Source organism: Streptomyces malaysiensis subsp. malaysiensis (assembly GCF_040653035.1).
GTDB lineage: Bacteria > Actinomycetota > Actinomycetes > Streptomycetales > Streptomycetaceae > Streptomyces > Streptomyces malaysiensis.
In genome coordinates, this window is record NZ_JBEZNG010000028.1 from 15,448 (window position 1) to 29,961 (window position 14,514).

General features: G+C 73.3%; 17 protein-coding genes and 1 pseudogene. 9 read left to right on the forward strand and 9 right to left on the reverse strand.

Going from position 1 to position 14,514, the window contains the following annotated elements; all coding sequences use genetic code 11:
- Positions 1–239 precede the first annotated feature (239 nt).
- The gene (locus tag AB0E24_RS37480; protein WP_206331576.1) at positions 240–1,142 is read left to right on the forward strand and encodes an SCO4651 family lipoprotein; all 903 of its coding nucleotides are present in this window, start codon (positions 240–242) and stop codon (positions 1,140–1,142) included.
- A gap of 39 nt (positions 1,143–1,181) precedes the next feature.
- Here AB0E24_RS37480 and AB0E24_RS37485 read toward each other — a convergent pair whose 3' ends face one another.
- From AB0E24_RS37485 to AB0E24_RS37505, 5 genes are all read right to left on the reverse strand, one after another.
- Positions 1,182–1,430, reverse strand: a complete 249-nt coding sequence (locus AB0E24_RS37485; RefSeq protein ID WP_069873801.1) for a DUF5133 domain-containing protein — start codon at positions 1,428–1,430, stop codon at positions 1,182–1,184.
- 159 nt (positions 1,431–1,589) lie between these two features.
- Positions 1,590–2,117: a hypothetical protein gene (locus tag AB0E24_RS37490; protein ID WP_069873803.1), complete on the reverse strand. Its 528-nt coding sequence runs from the start codon at positions 2,115–2,117 to the stop codon at positions 1,590–1,592.
- 141 nt (positions 2,118–2,258) lie between these two features.
- Complete coding sequence (locus AB0E24_RS37495) at positions 2,259–2,501, reverse strand: hypothetical protein (protein WP_359383999.1); 243 nt, start codon at positions 2,499–2,501, stop codon at positions 2,259–2,261.
- A 120-nt stretch (positions 2,502–2,621) separates the two neighbouring features.
- The gene (locus tag AB0E24_RS37500; protein WP_100808142.1) at positions 2,622–4,076 is read right to left on the reverse strand and encodes a serine hydrolase domain-containing protein; all 1,455 of its coding nucleotides are present in this window, start codon (positions 4,074–4,076) and stop codon (positions 2,622–2,624) included.
- 107 nt (positions 4,077–4,183) lie between these two features.
- A complete protein-coding gene (locus AB0E24_RS37505) occupies positions 4,184–4,555 on the reverse strand; it encodes a VOC family protein (protein ID WP_099012680.1) in 372 nt (123 codons plus the stop codon).
- A gap of 188 nt (positions 4,556–4,743) precedes the next feature.
- Here AB0E24_RS37505 and AB0E24_RS37510 point away from each other — a divergent pair, with 188 nt between their 5' ends.
- Positions 4,744–5,832 carry an enoyl-CoA hydratase/isomerase family protein gene (locus AB0E24_RS37510; protein WP_359384104.1) on the forward strand — a complete coding sequence of 363 codons (1,089 nt, stop codon included), beginning with the start codon at positions 4,744–4,746 and terminating at the stop codon, positions 5,830–5,832.
- Positions 5,833–5,929: 97 nt separating this feature from the next.
- On the opposite strand, the gene rpsN is transcribed toward AB0E24_RS37510, so the two are convergent.
- A complete protein-coding gene (rpsN, locus tag AB0E24_RS37515; RefSeq protein ID WP_359384003.1) occupies positions 5,930–6,235 on the reverse strand; it encodes a 30S ribosomal protein S14 in 306 nt (101 codons plus the stop codon).
- Positions 6,235–6,471 (reverse strand): 50S ribosomal protein L28, encoded by a 237-nt coding sequence (gene rpmB, locus AB0E24_RS37520; protein WP_079256481.1) that lies wholly within the window; start codon positions 6,469–6,471, stop codon positions 6,235–6,237. Before rpmB ends, rpsN begins: the two co-directional genes overlap by 1 nt.
- 87 nt (positions 6,472–6,558) lie before the next feature.
- Here rpmB and rpmG point away from each other — a divergent pair, with 87 nt between their 5' ends.
- The 5 genes from rpmG (at position 6,559) to AB0E24_RS37545 (ending at position 9,722) form a co-directional block, all read left to right on the forward strand.
- Positions 6,559–6,723, forward strand: coding sequence for a 50S ribosomal protein L33 (gene rpmG, locus AB0E24_RS37525; protein WP_069873818.1), 165 nt, complete (start codon positions 6,559–6,561; stop codon positions 6,721–6,723).
- Positions 6,724–6,728: 5 nt separating this feature from the next.
- Positions 6,729–6,986, forward strand: a complete 258-nt coding sequence (locus tag AB0E24_RS37530) for a type B 50S ribosomal protein L31 (RefSeq protein ID WP_069873820.1) — start codon at positions 6,729–6,731, stop codon at positions 6,984–6,986.
- The gene (locus AB0E24_RS37535) at positions 6,983–8,149 is read left to right on the forward strand and encodes a GTP-binding protein (RefSeq protein ID WP_359384008.1); all 1,167 of its coding nucleotides are present in this window, start codon (positions 6,983–6,985) and stop codon (positions 8,147–8,149) included. Before AB0E24_RS37530 ends, AB0E24_RS37535 begins: the two co-directional genes overlap by 4 nt.
- A gap of 69 nt (positions 8,150–8,218) precedes the next feature.
- Entirely contained in the window at positions 8,219–8,461 is a 243-nt protein-coding gene (gene rpsR / locus AB0E24_RS37540; RefSeq protein WP_069873879.1) for a 30S ribosomal protein S18, read from the forward strand.
- Between the two features lie 238 nt (positions 8,462–8,699).
- Positions 8,700–9,722 (forward strand): cation diffusion facilitator family transporter, encoded by a 1,023-nt coding sequence (locus AB0E24_RS37545; protein ID WP_069873825.1) that lies wholly within the window; start codon positions 8,700–8,702, stop codon positions 9,720–9,722.
- 215 nt (positions 9,723–9,937) lie between these two features.
- Here AB0E24_RS37545 and AB0E24_RS37550 read toward each other — a convergent pair whose 3' ends face one another.
- Positions 9,938–10,297, reverse strand: coding sequence for an ArsR/SmtB family transcription factor (locus AB0E24_RS37550; RefSeq protein WP_069873827.1), 360 nt, complete (start codon positions 10,295–10,297; stop codon positions 9,938–9,940).
- Between the two features lie 164 nt (positions 10,298–10,461).
- On the reverse strand, positions 10,462–12,660 hold the full coding sequence (locus tag AB0E24_RS37555) for a heavy metal translocating P-type ATPase (protein WP_359384012.1): 2,199 nt from the start codon (positions 12,658–12,660) through the stop codon (positions 10,462–10,464).
- 104 nt (positions 12,661–12,764) lie between these two features.
- Between AB0E24_RS37555 and AB0E24_RS37560 the strand changes: the two are divergent.
- Both AB0E24_RS37560 and AB0E24_RS37565 read left to right on the forward strand, forming a co-directional pair.
- Positions 12,765–13,118: pseudogene (locus tag AB0E24_RS37560) on the forward strand (ArsR/SmtB family transcription factor); the annotation flags it as partial.
- Between the two features lie 105 nt (positions 13,119–13,223).
- Entirely contained in the window at positions 13,224–14,489 is a 1,266-nt protein-coding gene (locus AB0E24_RS37565; protein WP_079256476.1) for an APC family permease, read from the forward strand.
- Positions 14,490–14,514: the final 25 nt, after the last annotated feature.

Genomic DNA, 14,514 nt, shown 5'->3' on the forward strand with positions numbered 1-14,514 from the left:
ACGGCTTCGTTGCTCCGCAATTGTAGTGAAGGCGTCCGGCGGCAGCTGCCACCTTGGAGTTGGGCGGCGGCGGTTGCTGTCGCGAAGCCGTCCGACGGCGGGCGGCCTCAGCCGTCATTCCCTCGCCCCGGGTACGTCGCAGGGCCTGCGCACGGCCGTCGGGAGCCGGTTGTCGTTCGCTGCTGGTACTGTCCCGGATCACAGCGAAACGAACAGAAGTTCTGCAAGGGGTGGGGTATATGGCCATGGTCGTATATGGGGGACATGGCAAGGGTGCCCGTGCGGCCGGTGCCGTTCTCGCCGCCGTGCTGCTCTGCGGTGGTGCGGTCGGCTGCGGGTCGTCCGGGGCGGACGGGAAGCCGGCGGGCCAGGCGGGGGAGAAGTCCTCGGAGCAGGTGCGGATGGCCCCGGCGGCGGCCGTGCGCGCGGCCGCCAAGAAGGGCGAGAAGCTCACCTCGTTCCGCTACCGGATGAGCGGACGCACCCCCGAGGACGGGCGGATCGAGGGCGAGGCCGCGATGAGCACCGAGCCGGTCGCGGTCCGGATGACGATGCGCGCGGTCGGCCAGGGCACCGACGCGGCGGTGGAGATCCGGCTGCTCGACGGGGTGATGTACCTCGACGGGGGCAAGGAGGCCGCCGCCGAGCTGAAGGGCAAGAGCTGGCTGAAGCTGGACCTCTCGGCGCTGGGCGGGAAGGCGACCGGTGCGCTGGGCGGCGGTTCGCTCTCCCGCCAGGCCGAGAAGAACCCGGCCGACGACTCGGCCTTCCTCTCCGGCGCCGACGATGTGAAGCGGGTCGGCGAGGAGACCATCGACGGGGTGCGGACCACGCACTACCGGGGCACCATCACCCTCGACCAGATGCGCGCGAGCCTGAAGGACGAGGACGCGGCGAGCCGCGAGCGCCGCGAGAAGAGCCTCAAGGCGTACGAGGAGATGGGGGTCGACCGGCTGTCCATGGACATGTGGATCGACGGGGACGGCCACACCAAGCGGTTCCGCATGCGCGGCGACGGGGACAAGGGCCCGCTCGACATGACCATCACCTTCTCCGGACTCAATGAGCCGGTCACGGTGAAGGCGCCGCCGGCGAACCAGACCATGGACCTCTCCGAGATGGCACGGGGGGTCGAGGGCTGATCCGGCGGGGGCGCCTTCACCGCGGGCGGCGCGGCGGGCTCAGCCGCCCGGTGTGCCCGCCCCGGCGGCGAGCGCCGAGTCGTCCTCGACGCGGGCGCCCGGCAGCTGGTGCCGGGCGGCGATGAGGGCGGCGTCCACATCCCTGGTACCGGTGGAGACGCACAGGGTGTAGGCGAGGTCGTCCATCCGCTGTCGTACCTCGGTGCCGCCCGATTCGGCGTGCAGCATCCGCAGCGTCTCGTACTGCTCGATGAGGTTCTGAAGTACGACCGGGTGGGCCATCAGCACGGCAGTGGTCCTTTCTCAGCCGACGGGGTGACGCCAGCCGTGTACCCGAATGGCCCGGGGCCATGTACGGCCTTCCGTTGGACGTACATCACATGGGGATCGGGGCGGCGGGGCGGCGGGGCGCTCGGCCGGGCGCCGAGGAAACGCCGCCACGTCCGGCTACGCCGGGTCCTCGGGTGAGATCAGTGCCGAGGTGGTCCGGGAGTGCAGCGAGTCCAAGGTGGTGAGCTGGTTCCCGGCCCGCTCCAGCAGCTCGGAGAGGCGGCCCGTCTGGAGCCGGGTGTCATGGACGGCCACGGCGAGCAGTGAGCGCCACAGCAGCGCCTTGCCCTCCACACCCATCCGGAGCGCCTCCAGCCCCACCAGTGTGTTCACCCCGGTGCGCTGCCGCCGGCCGCGCGATGGCAGCCGTACGGCGCGCTCGGCCGTCAGCGCCGCACGGAGCTTGGTGTGGCGGACGGGGATGCCGAGCGAGACCATGCACCACAGCAGTGACCTGCGGTCCTGGACGAACTCCGTGGTGAGCCTCGCCAGCTCGCCGCCGTAGGCCGAGTGCCGGTGCTTCCGGGCCATCCGGCGGGCCACCCCGACCCCTGCCGCGGCGGCGGCCAGGTGGTCGTTGAGGTAGATGCCGAGCCACGGCTGTGCGTGGATGCCGCCGGAGCGGGTCGCGGCCGGTGCAGCCATAGTCGTCCTCCCGACGCCGGGCCCCGAGCAGCGCTGTCACAGCCCTGGCGAGTACCCCTCGGGAGGACTCTCAAGAGACGGGTGAGGACTTACCGGGGACGACGGCCGGGGAGCCGCGCCCAGGGCGCGTTGGTGCGGGTCTCAGAGCAGCAGCCCCCGTACCACGTCCGCCGTGATCTCCCGGACCTGTGAGAGGTCCACGATCACGGCGGCGCCGGGTCTCTCCCGGCCCGCCCGCCGCGCGTCCATGAACAGGGGGTGGTCCGGCCGGTCGAGGACGCCGTCGGGCCGCAGCAGCCACATCGTGCCCCCGGACGTCCCGCCCGCCGCCGGATGCGGCCGCTGGCCCGGCCCATCCCTCCGTATGCCCAGGCCCTCGTCCATGCCCGGCGCGTCGCTCTCGCGCAGCTCGGCCTCGTTCCGCGATCCGTCGGCAAGAGGGTCCGAGCCGGGGAGCGCCCCGGCCCGGACCAGGGCCCCACCTTGTCGGACGGACGGAACGGGTCAACGCGGCCGCGGCGCGCGCATGACGTGCAGCGGTGCGCGGTGCAGCGGCATCGTGCGCCACCGCGCGGTGAAGACACGCTCCGCGAGGGAACAGGTGACCACCAGATGGTGCGGGGTCTCCAGGAACGCCACGTCCACGGTCAGGGTGTCCGGGTCCGTCCAGCCCCCGCTCACCGCCGTGGGAACGGGTGCCTCGGGCCCGGTGTGGACCCGCCACCCCGCCGCGTCGAACCCCAGGTCCAGCCGGGACCCCTCCTCTGCCAGTGAGACGCTCCACCCACCGGAGCCGTCCTCGGCCACGGTGACCCCCGTCAGGGTCGGCTGATCCGGGCAAGCGCCGCCTTCGGGGGCGAACTCCGCGCCCGACCACGCGCCGGGGTCCGACAGCGGCGCGGCCTTCGCCGCGAGGGGCGGCAGAGCGAGCCGGGACAGCCGCCGCTCCAGCGCGGCGTCCTCGTCCTCGCGGCCGGTGAGCGGCGCGTCGCCGAACGCGGGCAGCAGATGCTCCCACACCGCGTCCAGGATCGCCTGCATCCGCTCCGTGTCCGCCGTCGTGGCGATCACCACATCGTGTTCGGGCAGCACCACGCAGAACTGGCCGTACGCCCCGTCGCCCCGGTACCCGTGGCGGGAGATCCAGAACTGGAAGCCGTACCCCCGCCGCCAGTCCGGCCCCGCGCCGTTGACCATGGCCTCCTCGGTCGGCATCCGCAGCCGCGTCGCCTCGTCCACCCAGGAGGCGGGAAGCAGCCGCTCGCCCTCCCATTCGCCGCCCCGCAGATACAGCAGCCCCAGCCGGGCGATCGCGTCGGTGGTGGCGAACAGCCCGCTGAAGCCGAGGTCGCGCCCGGCCGGCACCTGGAGCCAGGCCGTCTCGCCGATGCCCAGCGGATCGAAGACGCGCGGCCGCAGATACTCCGTCAGCGACTGCCCGGTCACCCGCTGGACGATCGCGGCGAGCGTGTACGTGGCGGGCTGGTTGTACGCGAAGACGGTGCCGGGCTCGCGATCCGGCGGCAGCAGCAGGAAACCGCGCACCGGCTCCTCAGGGTCCAGGCCGAACGCCCGGTCCACGGTCTCCTCGATATGTCCGCTGGCCATGGACGCGACATGGCGTACGAGCATGGCGCGGCTGCGCGGGTCGGTGATCTCCGCCTCGAACTCGGGGAAGTACGAGATCACGGGATCGTCGAGGTTCAGCAGCCCCTCGGCGGCGGCCAGCCCCGCCGCGGTGGAGGTGAAGCTCTTGCTGAGGGAGTACAGCAGATGCGGCCGCTCGGCCGTGTACGGCGCCCACCAGCCGGAGGCGATGAGCCGGCCGTGGCGCAGGATCATCAGACTGTGCGGCTCGAGGTCCGGCGCGCTCTCGACGGCGTCGAGAAAGGCGTGGACGCCCCGCGCGTCCACGCCCTCGGCGGCGGGGGTGCTGGTGGGCAGCGGATGAGCACTCATCAGACGGGTCCTTGGAGGTCAGAGGTGGGCTGCGCCAACCCTCCCCGGCCGGGCGGCGGGTGTCCAGAGAGTTTCGGGCCGCCTCGGTCGCGGGCCGGGAGCCGCCGTCAGCCGCGTCCGGTGTCGATGACGCAGAAGCGGTTTCCGTCGGGGTCGGCGAGGACGATGAAATCGGCGTCCGGCGGATAGAGCTCCCAGCGGACCCGATCGGCGCCGAGGGACACCAGCCGCTCGACCTCGGCGGCCTGGTCGTCCGCGTCCCCCGCGTAGAGATCCAGATGGACCCGCGGGCGCCCCTGGACGGGGGTGTCGCTGCGGCCGAGCGACAGCCGGGGTCCGGAGCGCCCGTCCGCCGGCACCAGCACCACCCAGTCGTCCTCGATCTCCCCGCGCGGGACGTACCCCAGCGCCCGGGTCCAGAACGCCGCCGCGCGCCGGACGTCCGAGACGCCCAGCACCACGGAACCGATGGTCAGCATGTGCCCAGTCAAGCAGAGGGCCCGGCCGTTCCGGGGCCGATGGCCTGTTGATCCGGGCCGATGGCCGGTTGAGAGGATCGGCGGCGACGGATCGGTGGTGATCCGCGAACGCATCAGACGCCGGAAGGAACGAACACCTCGTGACCGACTCCGTGACCGACCGCGTGACCAACTCCGTGACCAAGTCCGTGCCCGACTCCGCCGCCGAGGACGACGCCGTGCTGACGCGCACCGAGGGCCGCGCCGGGCGTCTCACCCTCAACCGCCCCCGCGCCCTCAACGCCCTCACCCACCCCATGGCGACCCGGATCGCCGAGGCCCTCACCGCCTGGGAGCGGGACCCGGCCGTCCGGACCGTGGTGATCGACGGGGCGGGGGAGCGCGGGCTGTGCGCGGGCGGCGACATCCGCATGATCCATCGGGATGTGACCTCGGGCGGCGGCGCGGCATCGAGGGCGTTCTGGCGCGACGAGTACACGCTCAACGCCCGGATCGCCCGCTACCCCAAGCCGTATGTGGCCCTGATGGACGGCATCGTCATGGGCGGGGGCGTCGGGATCTCGGCCCACGGCAGCGTGCGGATCGTCACCGAGCGGTCCCGGGTGGCCATGCCCGAGACCACGATCGGCTTCGTACCGGACGTCGGCGGCACCCATCTGCTGTCCCGCGCACCGGGCGAACTGGGCACCCATCTGGCGCTCACGGGAGCGGCGGTGGGCGCCGCCGACGCGCTGCGCTGCGGGCTGGCCGACCATGTCGTCCCCTCCGGGCTGCTGCCCGCGCTGACCCGGGACCTGGCCGCGGAGCCGGTGGCGGACGTCCTTCCCCGGTACGCCGTGGAGGCCCCGGCCGGAACCCTGGACGGTCAGCGGGAGTGGATCGACCACTGCTATGCGGCGGACACCGTCGAGGAGATCGTGGACCGGCTGACGGCCGTCGGGGAACCGGCCGCCAAGGAGACCGCCCAGACCCTGCTCGCCAAGTCCCCCACGGCGCTGAAGGCCACACTGGCCGCCGTCCGCCGGGCCCGGGCGCTCGGCTCGCTGGAGCGGGTCATGGAGCAGGAGTACCGCGTCTCCTGCACGGCCCTGTCCCGCCCGGACTTCGTCGAGGGCATCCGCGCCCAGGTGATCGACAAGGACCGCCGCCCCCGCTGGGCCCCGGCCACTCTCGCCGAGGTCACGGACGCGGAGGTGGCCCGCTTCTTCGCACCGCCCGCCGACGGGGACCTCCGCCTCACCGAGGCCCTCACCGAGGACCTCACCGAGGCCGAGTAGCCGCGATGGCCCGTAGGCGGACGATCCGTCGGCGTCGGCGGTTGAAATAGTGTGCCAAGCGGCGCACCTCGGCGGAGTGGCCCGGAGCGGTGGGGGATCACCAGCTGCTCTTGGTCACCCCGGGGAGTTCGCCCGCGTGCGCCATCTCGCGCATCCGGATACGGGAGAGACCGAAGGCGCGCAGATGCCCGCGCGGGCGGCCGTCGATGGAGTCGCGGTTGCGTACCCGGGTGGCGCTGGCGTCGCGGGGCCGGCGGCGCAGTTCCCGCTGGGCGTCGAGCCGTTCCTCCGCCGAGGCGCGGGGGTCGGCGATGACCGCCTTCAGCTCGGCGCGGCGCTTGGCGTGGCGGGCCACGATCACCCGTCGCTTCTCGTTCTTGACGATCTTGCTCTTCTTGGCCATCAGACCTTCCCTCCCCGGGCGCGGATGCGGGCCACGGCGGCCTCGATGCCGATCGCGTCGACGGTCTTGATGGCCTTGGTGCTGAGGGTGAGCCGGATATGGCGGCCCTCGCTCGGCAGCCAGTAGCGCTTGCGTTGCACGTTGGGGTCGAACCGGCGCTTGGTGCGGCGGTGGGAGTGGGAGATGTGGTGCCCGAAGCCGGGCTGCCGGCCGGTGAGCTGGCAGTGGGCGGACATGGTTCCTCCGTTCGGCGGTGGTGTGGATGTGGCGGCAGCGTAGCAGCTTGATGAAAATGAAAACCACTTCCGTGTATACTCCGGCTCATGGCACGCAATGAACTACGCCCGATCGTCAAACTGAGGTCCACCGCGGGCACCGGCTACACCTATGTGACCCGCAAGAGCCGGCGGAACGACCCCGACCGGCTGACCCTGCGCAAGTACGACCCGGTCGTCGGCCGCCATGTCGACTTCCGTGAGGAGCGCTGACCGTCATGAAGCCCGGCATTCACCCCGCGTACCGGCCCGTTGTCTTCCGTGACCGGGCCGGCGACTTCGCCTTCCTCACCCGCTCCACCGCCACCAGTGACCAGACCGTGGAGTGGCGGGACGGCAACACCTATCCGGTCATCGACGTCGAGATCTCCTCGGCGAGCCACCCCTTCTACACCGGCAATCAGCGTGTCGTGGACACCGCCGGCCGCGTCGAGCGGTTCGAGCGGCGCTACGGGCGCGGCCGGAGGGGCCGGTGAGCGCGGACGAGCACCGGCTGGCCGTGGCGGTCGTGGGCGGGCTGCACGCCGATGCCCGCCACGTCGCCGTCGAGGAGATCCTGCGCACGGTGCCCGGCTCCGTGGCGCTGCACCACGATCTGTCCGCCGCCACCGACCGCGCCGTGCGCCGCACCGTGCGCGACGCGTCCGGGCCGCTCGGTGGTGGCGAGGCGCCGCTGGTGAACGACTGCGCGTGCTGTGCGCTGCGCGAGGACCTGGTACCCGAACTGCTGCGCCTGGCCACGGGCGGCGGCCACCGGCTCGCCGTCGTCGAGCTGTGGGACTCGGTCGAGCCCCAGGCCATGGCCGCCGTCATCGCGGCCGAGGGCGCGCCGCTGGAGCTGACCGGAGTGGCCACCGCGGTCGACCCGGCCCTGATCGTGCCGTATCTGGCCAATGGCGACGACCTCGCCGAGGCCGGTCTCGCCGCCGCCCCGGCCGACCAGCGCACCATCGCGGACACCTTCGCCCGGCAGCTGGAGTACCCCACCCTGATCGCCGTCGCCGAGGACGGGATGTCCGGAGAGCCCGCGGACTGCGGCGATCACGCCCTGCTCACCCAACTCACCCCGGGGGCGCGGAAGTTGTGGCTCGGCGAGGGAGCGCTGGGGCCCGCGCTTCTCGAGGGCTTCGACATCGAGGCGGCCGCCGCCCGTCAGCATCCGGCGTGTGCGCTGCTGCCGCAGGAGGGCGATGACCACGGGGTGGCCACCCTCGTCTGGCGGCGCGGGCGGCCCTTCCACCCGGGGCGGCTCTATGCCGCACTGGAGGATCTGACCTGTGCCGCGGCCCGCAGCCGGGGCCGCTTCTGGCTCGCGGACCGGGGCGACACCCTGCTGTCCTGGGACGCGGCGGGCGGGGCCCTGTGCGTGGAGTCGGCCGGGCCGTGGCTGGCCGCGCTGCCGGACGCCGCCTGGGAGATGGTGCCGCCCGAGCGGCGGGTCGCCGCCGCGCTCGACTGGCACCCCGGCCATGGCGACCGCTGCCAGCACCTCACCTTCACCTCGCCCGGCCTCGACCGCGACGGACTGCTGGCCCTGCTCGATTCATGTCTGCTGACCGACGCGGAGTACGCGGCCGGGCCGGACGCCTGGCGCCGGCTGCCGCACGCCTTCGATGAACTGCTCGACCCGGTGTTCTGACCCATCTTGCTCCGTCCTGACCGGAGCGCGGACGGACACCGCACGCATCGCACAGACAAGGACCCGATGATGGCCCGACGCATCGACCCCACCCGCCGGGACGGCCGGCGCAACCGGGTGAACCCGCTGGACAAGGCGGGTATCACCTACATCGACTACAAGGACACCGAACTGCTGCGGAAGTTCATCTCCGATCGCGGCAAGATACGCAGCCGCCGGGTCACCCGGGTGACCGCGCAGCAGCAGCGCCAACTGGCCCGCGCGATCAAGAACGCGCGTGAGATGGCGCTGCTGCCCTATGGGGCGCGCTGAGCGCTTAGCTGGAAGTGCCCCGACCTGCCGTCGATCGTCTGCGGCGCCGTCGTGGCTGGTCGCGCCCGTGCGGCGGAGCCGCACATCGACACGGCCCTGCGCCCCTTCGGGGCGCCACCGAACCGCAGCCGACTTCCGCAGATCCGCTTAGTCGCTCCGCCGGAAGTGCGCTGGGATATCGCCGATCGTCGCGGATTCAACAGGTGCATGGGTGCGCGTGTATGCACATAATGGTTTCATGGAGTCCCGTCATCATGAACGCTGGTCCCATCGGCGGCACCAGCTCGCGCATCTGCTGAAACCGCACTCCCATGAGTCGGCGCAGAAGGTCGACTCCGCGCTGGAGTCATCGGCCGAGGGCATGCGCGCCCTGTGGCTCTCCCTCGCCGTCCTGGGCGCCACCGCGGTCCTCCAGGCCGCGGTCGTGCTGCTGTCCGGCTCGGTGGCGCTGCTGGGCGACACCGTCCACAACGCCGCCGACGCCCTGACCGCGCTGCCGCTCGCCGTGGCGTTCGTCCTGGGGCGCCGCGCGGCGACCCGGCGGTTCACCTACGGCTACGGCCGGGCCGAGGACCTGGCCGGGATCGTGATCGTCCTGACCATCGCCGCCTCGGCGGCCCTGGCCGCCTACGAGTCAGTGGACCGGCTGCTGCACCCGCGCGACATCGCCCATCCGGGCGTCGTCGCGCTCGCGGCGGTGCTCGGCTTCATCGGCAACGAATGGGTGGCCCGCCTCCGGATCCGGGTCGGGCGGCGGATCGGCTCGGCGGCCTTGGTCGCCGACGGACTGCACGCCCGCACCGATGGCTTCACCTCCCTGGCCGTGCTGGTGGGGGCGGGCGGCGTGGCGCTCGGCTGGCGGGCCGCCGACCCGCTGGTGGGCCTGGCCATCACCGTCGCGATCCTGCTCGTGCTCAAGGACGCGGCCCGCGAGGTGTTCCGGCGGCTGATGGACTCCGTCGACCCGGCGGTGGTCGACACGGGCGAGGCCGCACTGCGCGCGGTCCCCGGAGTGCTGAGGGTGACCGAGCTGCGGATGCGCTGGATCGGCCACGGGCTGCGCGCCGAGGTCACGGTGGAGGTGGACGGTGGCCTGGATCTGCGCGCGGCGCACGATGTGGCGGTAAGGGCGGAACACGCCCTCCGCCACGCGGTGCCCCGGCTGACCGCCGCCCTGGTGCACACCGATCCGGCCCCTGGGCCCGGCGCCGAGGATCCGCATCGCCTGCTGGCACACCACGCCGGATCCCCACCGGGGTGATGGGCTCCTTCCGCATCAGCTTGCGGGCTTCCCACCAGGGCTGGATGGAACACCCCGGCCCCGGCCCGGCCCTCCAGGCGGGCCCGTACCTGCCGCATCCACCCCGTCACCAGGGGCGCCCCGGAGGAGAGCCGCGGCGCGGAGGGAAGGGGGGCGCGGGGTGAGGCGGGCAGGGGGCGGGGTACGGCCGGCGTGCGCGGTACCCCTTGGTGCGGTCAGTCGTGCGACGGGGCCCCGGTGACCATATGGTCCGCGTGGTTGACGGCCTCGACGACCAGTCGGCGCAGATGGCCGTCGTGAAGTGAGTACACCGAGCGGCGGCCCTCCTTGCGCATCTGGACCAGCCCGGCCAGCCGGAGCTTGGCCAGATGCTGGCTCACCGCGGGGCGGGCCGCCCCGCTGGCCTCGGTCAGGGTGTTGACATCGGCTTCGCCACGGGCGAGGGACCACACCAGATGCAGCCGGGTCGGATCGGAGAGCAGTGAGAAGACATTGGCGGCCGTGGAGAACTGCGCCGCGCCACTGGGATGCGTATGCGATCGGGTCGCAGTTGAGGAGGGTTCGCTGACCGGCATGCCCCCATCGTAGAGCGGCGGGCCGGGGCGGGCCCCGCCCCGGCCCGTACCGCGTCCGGGTCGCTGTCCGGTGGATTCCGCGGGCCGCCCGCGACGTCTGGCCCGGCGGCCCGGCCGCCACCGCAAGGCGGCTGCCGGACGCCGCGGCCGTCAGCCGCCGATGTTCACGGGTGTGAGGAGCCTCCGGACATGGTCTCGCTTCCGGCGGCCCGGCGGCCGGTCAGCGCCGCGCCCGGCCAAGCGGAGGTGCGCAGCAGCCGCAGACCGTTGAGGCCCACCAGGACGGTGGACCCCTCGTGGCCCGCCACGCCGAGTGGCAGCGGCAGATGGCCGAAGAGATCCCACACCACCAGCGCTCCGATGCATACGCACGCGATGATCAGGTTCTGCGCCACCAGACGGCGGGCGCGCCGGGACAGGGCCACGAGCGAGGGCACGGCGGCCAGTTCATCGCGGACCACCACGGCGTCGGCGGTCTCCAGCGTCAGCGCGGAGCCCGCGCGGCCCATGGCGACACCGGTGTGCGCGGCCGCCAGCGCCGGGGCGTCGTTGACTCCGTCGCCGACCATCAGGACGCGTTCCCCGGTGTCCTCCCAGCCCCGTACGGTGGCCACCTTGTCCTGTGGCAGCAGCCCGGCCCGTATGTCGGTGATGCCGACCTCCTCGCCCAGCCGGGCGGCGGCACGCTTGTTGTCGCCGGTCAGCAACACCGGTGGGGTGCCGGTGAGTTGACCCAGCGCGGCGACGGCCTCGGCGGCCCCGGCGCGCAGCGGGGCGGCGATGGCGAGCACGGCGGTGGGACGGCCGTCGACGAGGACGGCGACAGCGGTGGCACCGCCGTCCTCCACCTCGGCCACGGCGACACGGACCGGGCTGTCCTGGTCGACGGCCTTACGGGCGGGGCCGTCGGCGGTGGGTGTACGGATCGGGTCGTCAGTGGTGGCCGTACGGGCCGGGTCGTCCGCGATGGCTCTACGGGACGACTCGTTCGCGACATCCGTACGCACCGGATCGCCCCCGCCCGTCGGCGGCGTCGGTTCGCCGGGGCGCTCCAGCGGTGGCATCGCGCCGTCCAGCAGTGCCAGGGGGCTGCCCACCTGGACGGTGCGGCCCGCGACCACCGCCCGTACGCCCCGGCCCGGCGCCGAGCCGAAGTCGGCCGCGGGCTCCACGCGCAGACCGCGCTCTTCCGCGGCGGCGACCACCGCACGGGCCAGCGGGTGCTCGCTGGGCCGCTCGGCCGCGGCGGCCAGGGCCAGGGCCTCGTGTTCGGTGAGGCCACTGCCCGGGAGCACCCGGATCCCGCGGACGCGCGCCGATGCCTCGGTGAGGGTTCCGGTCTTGTCCAGCGCCACCCGGGTGATGCCGCCCAGTCGCTCCATGGCCGCGGCTGACTTGACCAGCACACCGTTGCGTCCGCAGGTGGCGATGGCGGACAGCAGCGGTGGCATGGTGGCGAGCACGACCGCACACGGCGATGCCACGATCATGAAGGTCATGGCCCGCAGCAGGGTTTCGGTGAGCTCCGCGCCGAGGGCGAGGGGGATCGCGAACAGCGCGAGCGTGGCGGCCACCATGCCGATGGCGTAGCGCTGCTCGATCCTCTCGATGAACAGCTGGCCGGGTGCCTTGTGCTCGCTCGCCTCCTCGACCATGGACACGATCCGGGCGATGACCGTCTCGGAGGCGTCCCGGTCCACGGTGACGCGCAGCGCGCCCGTCCCGTTGAGCGTGCCCGCGAACACCTCGTCCCCGGGTCCCTTGTCCACCGGGAGCGGTTCGCCGGTGATCCCGGCCTGCTGGACGTCGCTGGTCCCCTCGCGGACGGTGCCGTCGGCGGGCAGCCGCTCACCGGGCCGTACGAACACGGTGTCGCCGACGCGCAGCGCGCTGACGTCCACCCGCTCCTCGGCGCCGCCGGGGGTGAGCCGCGTGGCGGTGTCGGGCGCCAGGTCCAGCAGCCCGCGTACGGAGTCGGCGGTGCGCCGGGTGGCGAACGCCTCCAGTGCGCCCGAGACCGCGAAGATGACGATGAGCAGGGCGCCGTCGAGGAACTGCCCGATCGCCGCCGCCCCGAGCGCGGCGACGACCATCAGCAGATCGACGTCGAGGGTGCGTTCCCGCAGGGCGCGCAGGCCCGCCAGGCCCGGCTCCCAGCCCCCGGCGGCGTAGCAGATGACGTAGAGCGGGGCCCATAGCCACGCCGGGGCGCCGGTCAGGTCGAGCGCGAGGGCGGGCAGGAACGCGGCGGTGGCCAGCGCGGCCCACCGCACCTCGGGCAGCTCGCGGACGCGGGTCCGACGCGGCCTTACGGGCGGTGGGGCGTCGGCGGGGGACCGCTCCTCGATGACTTCGGCGGACACCGGGGCACACCTCTTCCTCGACTGGTGGGGCGATGGTCTGACCCTGCCACCATACGGGAACATATGAAGATCTCTTCAAGTGTTGCTGTGGATACGATGGCGGCATGGGACACGGAGCCGACAGTCAGACCACCCCGGCAGCGCATCTGGACGCGGACTCCGCCGCCACCATCGCCGCCACCCTCCAGGCCCTGGCCACACCGTCGCGGCTGATGATCCTCACCCGTCTGCGCCAGGCCCCCTGCGCGGTCACCGAACTGGCCGACGCGGTCGGCATGGAGCAGTCCGCGGTCTCCCACCAACTCCGGCTGCTGCGCGCGCTCGGGCTGGTCACCGGTTCACGCCGGGGCCGCCGGATCGTCTACAGCCTCTACGACAACCACGTCGCCCAACTCCTGGACGAGGCCGTGTACCACATCGAGCATCTGCGGCTCGGCGCCCGCGATCTGCCGGCCAGGACCGACCTCGACCAAGCCGACCTGGACAAGACCGAGTTGGACAAGACCGACTCGGACAAGACCGACCTGGACAATGCCGAGCTCGACACGGATCGGGGCTGAGCGGTGAGCGGCACGGTGAACACCCCGGCCGGGCCGGGGGAGTTGCGGCGGCGCCTGGGGGTCTTCGACGCGGTCGTGGTCGGCCTGGGGTCGATGATCGGCGCGGGCATCTTCGGGGCGCTGGCGCCCGCGGCGCGGGAGGCGGGGTCGGGGCTGCTGTTCGGCCTGGTGGCCGCCGGAGTGGTGGCGTACTGCAACGCCACCTCCTCCGCGCGGCTGGCCGCCCGCTATCCGCAGTCGGGCGGCACCTATGTCTACGGCCGCGAGCGGCTGGGCGACTTCTGGGGGTATCTGGCCGGCTGGGGGTTCGTGGTCGGCAAGACCGCCTCCTGCGCGGCGATGGCCCTGACCGTCGGCTCCTATGTCTGGCCCGCGCAGGCACCCGCGGTGGCGGTGGCGGCCGTGGTGGCGCTGACGGCCGTCAACTACGTGGGGGTGCACAAGGCCGCCTGGCTGACCCGGGCGATCGTGGCCTTCGTGCTCGCGGTCCTGGCCGCCGTGGTCGTCGCCCTCCTCACCTCCGGGGAGGCGGACGCCGCCCGGCTGGAGATCGGCCACGACGCCACCCTCGGCGGGGTGCTGCGCGCGGGCGGCCTGCTGTTCTTCGCCTTCGCCGGATACGCCCGTATCGCCACCCTCGGTGAGGAGGTCCGCGACCCGGCGCGCACCATTCCCCGCGCCATCCCCCTCGCGCTCGGCATCACCCTGGCCGTCTACGCGGTCGTCGCGGTCGCCGCGCTGACCGTGCTGGGCAGCGGCGGACTGGCCGCGGCGAGTGCCCCGCTGGCCGACGCCGTGCGTGCCGCCGGGCTCTCCTGGCTGGCGCCGGTGGTGCGGGTGGGCGCCGCGGTGGCCGCGCTGGGATCGCTGCTCGCGCTGATCCTGGGCGTCTCCAGGACCACCCTGGCCATGGCCCGCGACCGGCACCTCCCGCCCGTGCTGGCCGCCGTGCACCCCCGGTTCGCGGTGCCGCACCGCGCCGAGCTGACCGTGGGCGCGGTGGTGGCGGTCCTGGCGGCGACGGCGGATCTGCGCGGTGCGATCGGGTTCTCCTCGTTCGGGGTGCTGGCCTACTACGCCGTCGCCAACGCCTCCGCCTGGACCCTCACCCCGGCCGAGGGCCGCCCACCGCGGATCATCCCGGCGCTGGGCTTGGTCGGCTGCCTGGTGCTGGCCTTCGCCCTGCCCGTCTCCTCGGTGGTCTGGGGTGCGGCGGTCCTGGCCGTGGGCGCGGCGGCCTACGGTGTGCGGCGCGCGACGGCCGCGTAGCGCCGTACGGCGCCCGGCCGGGAGG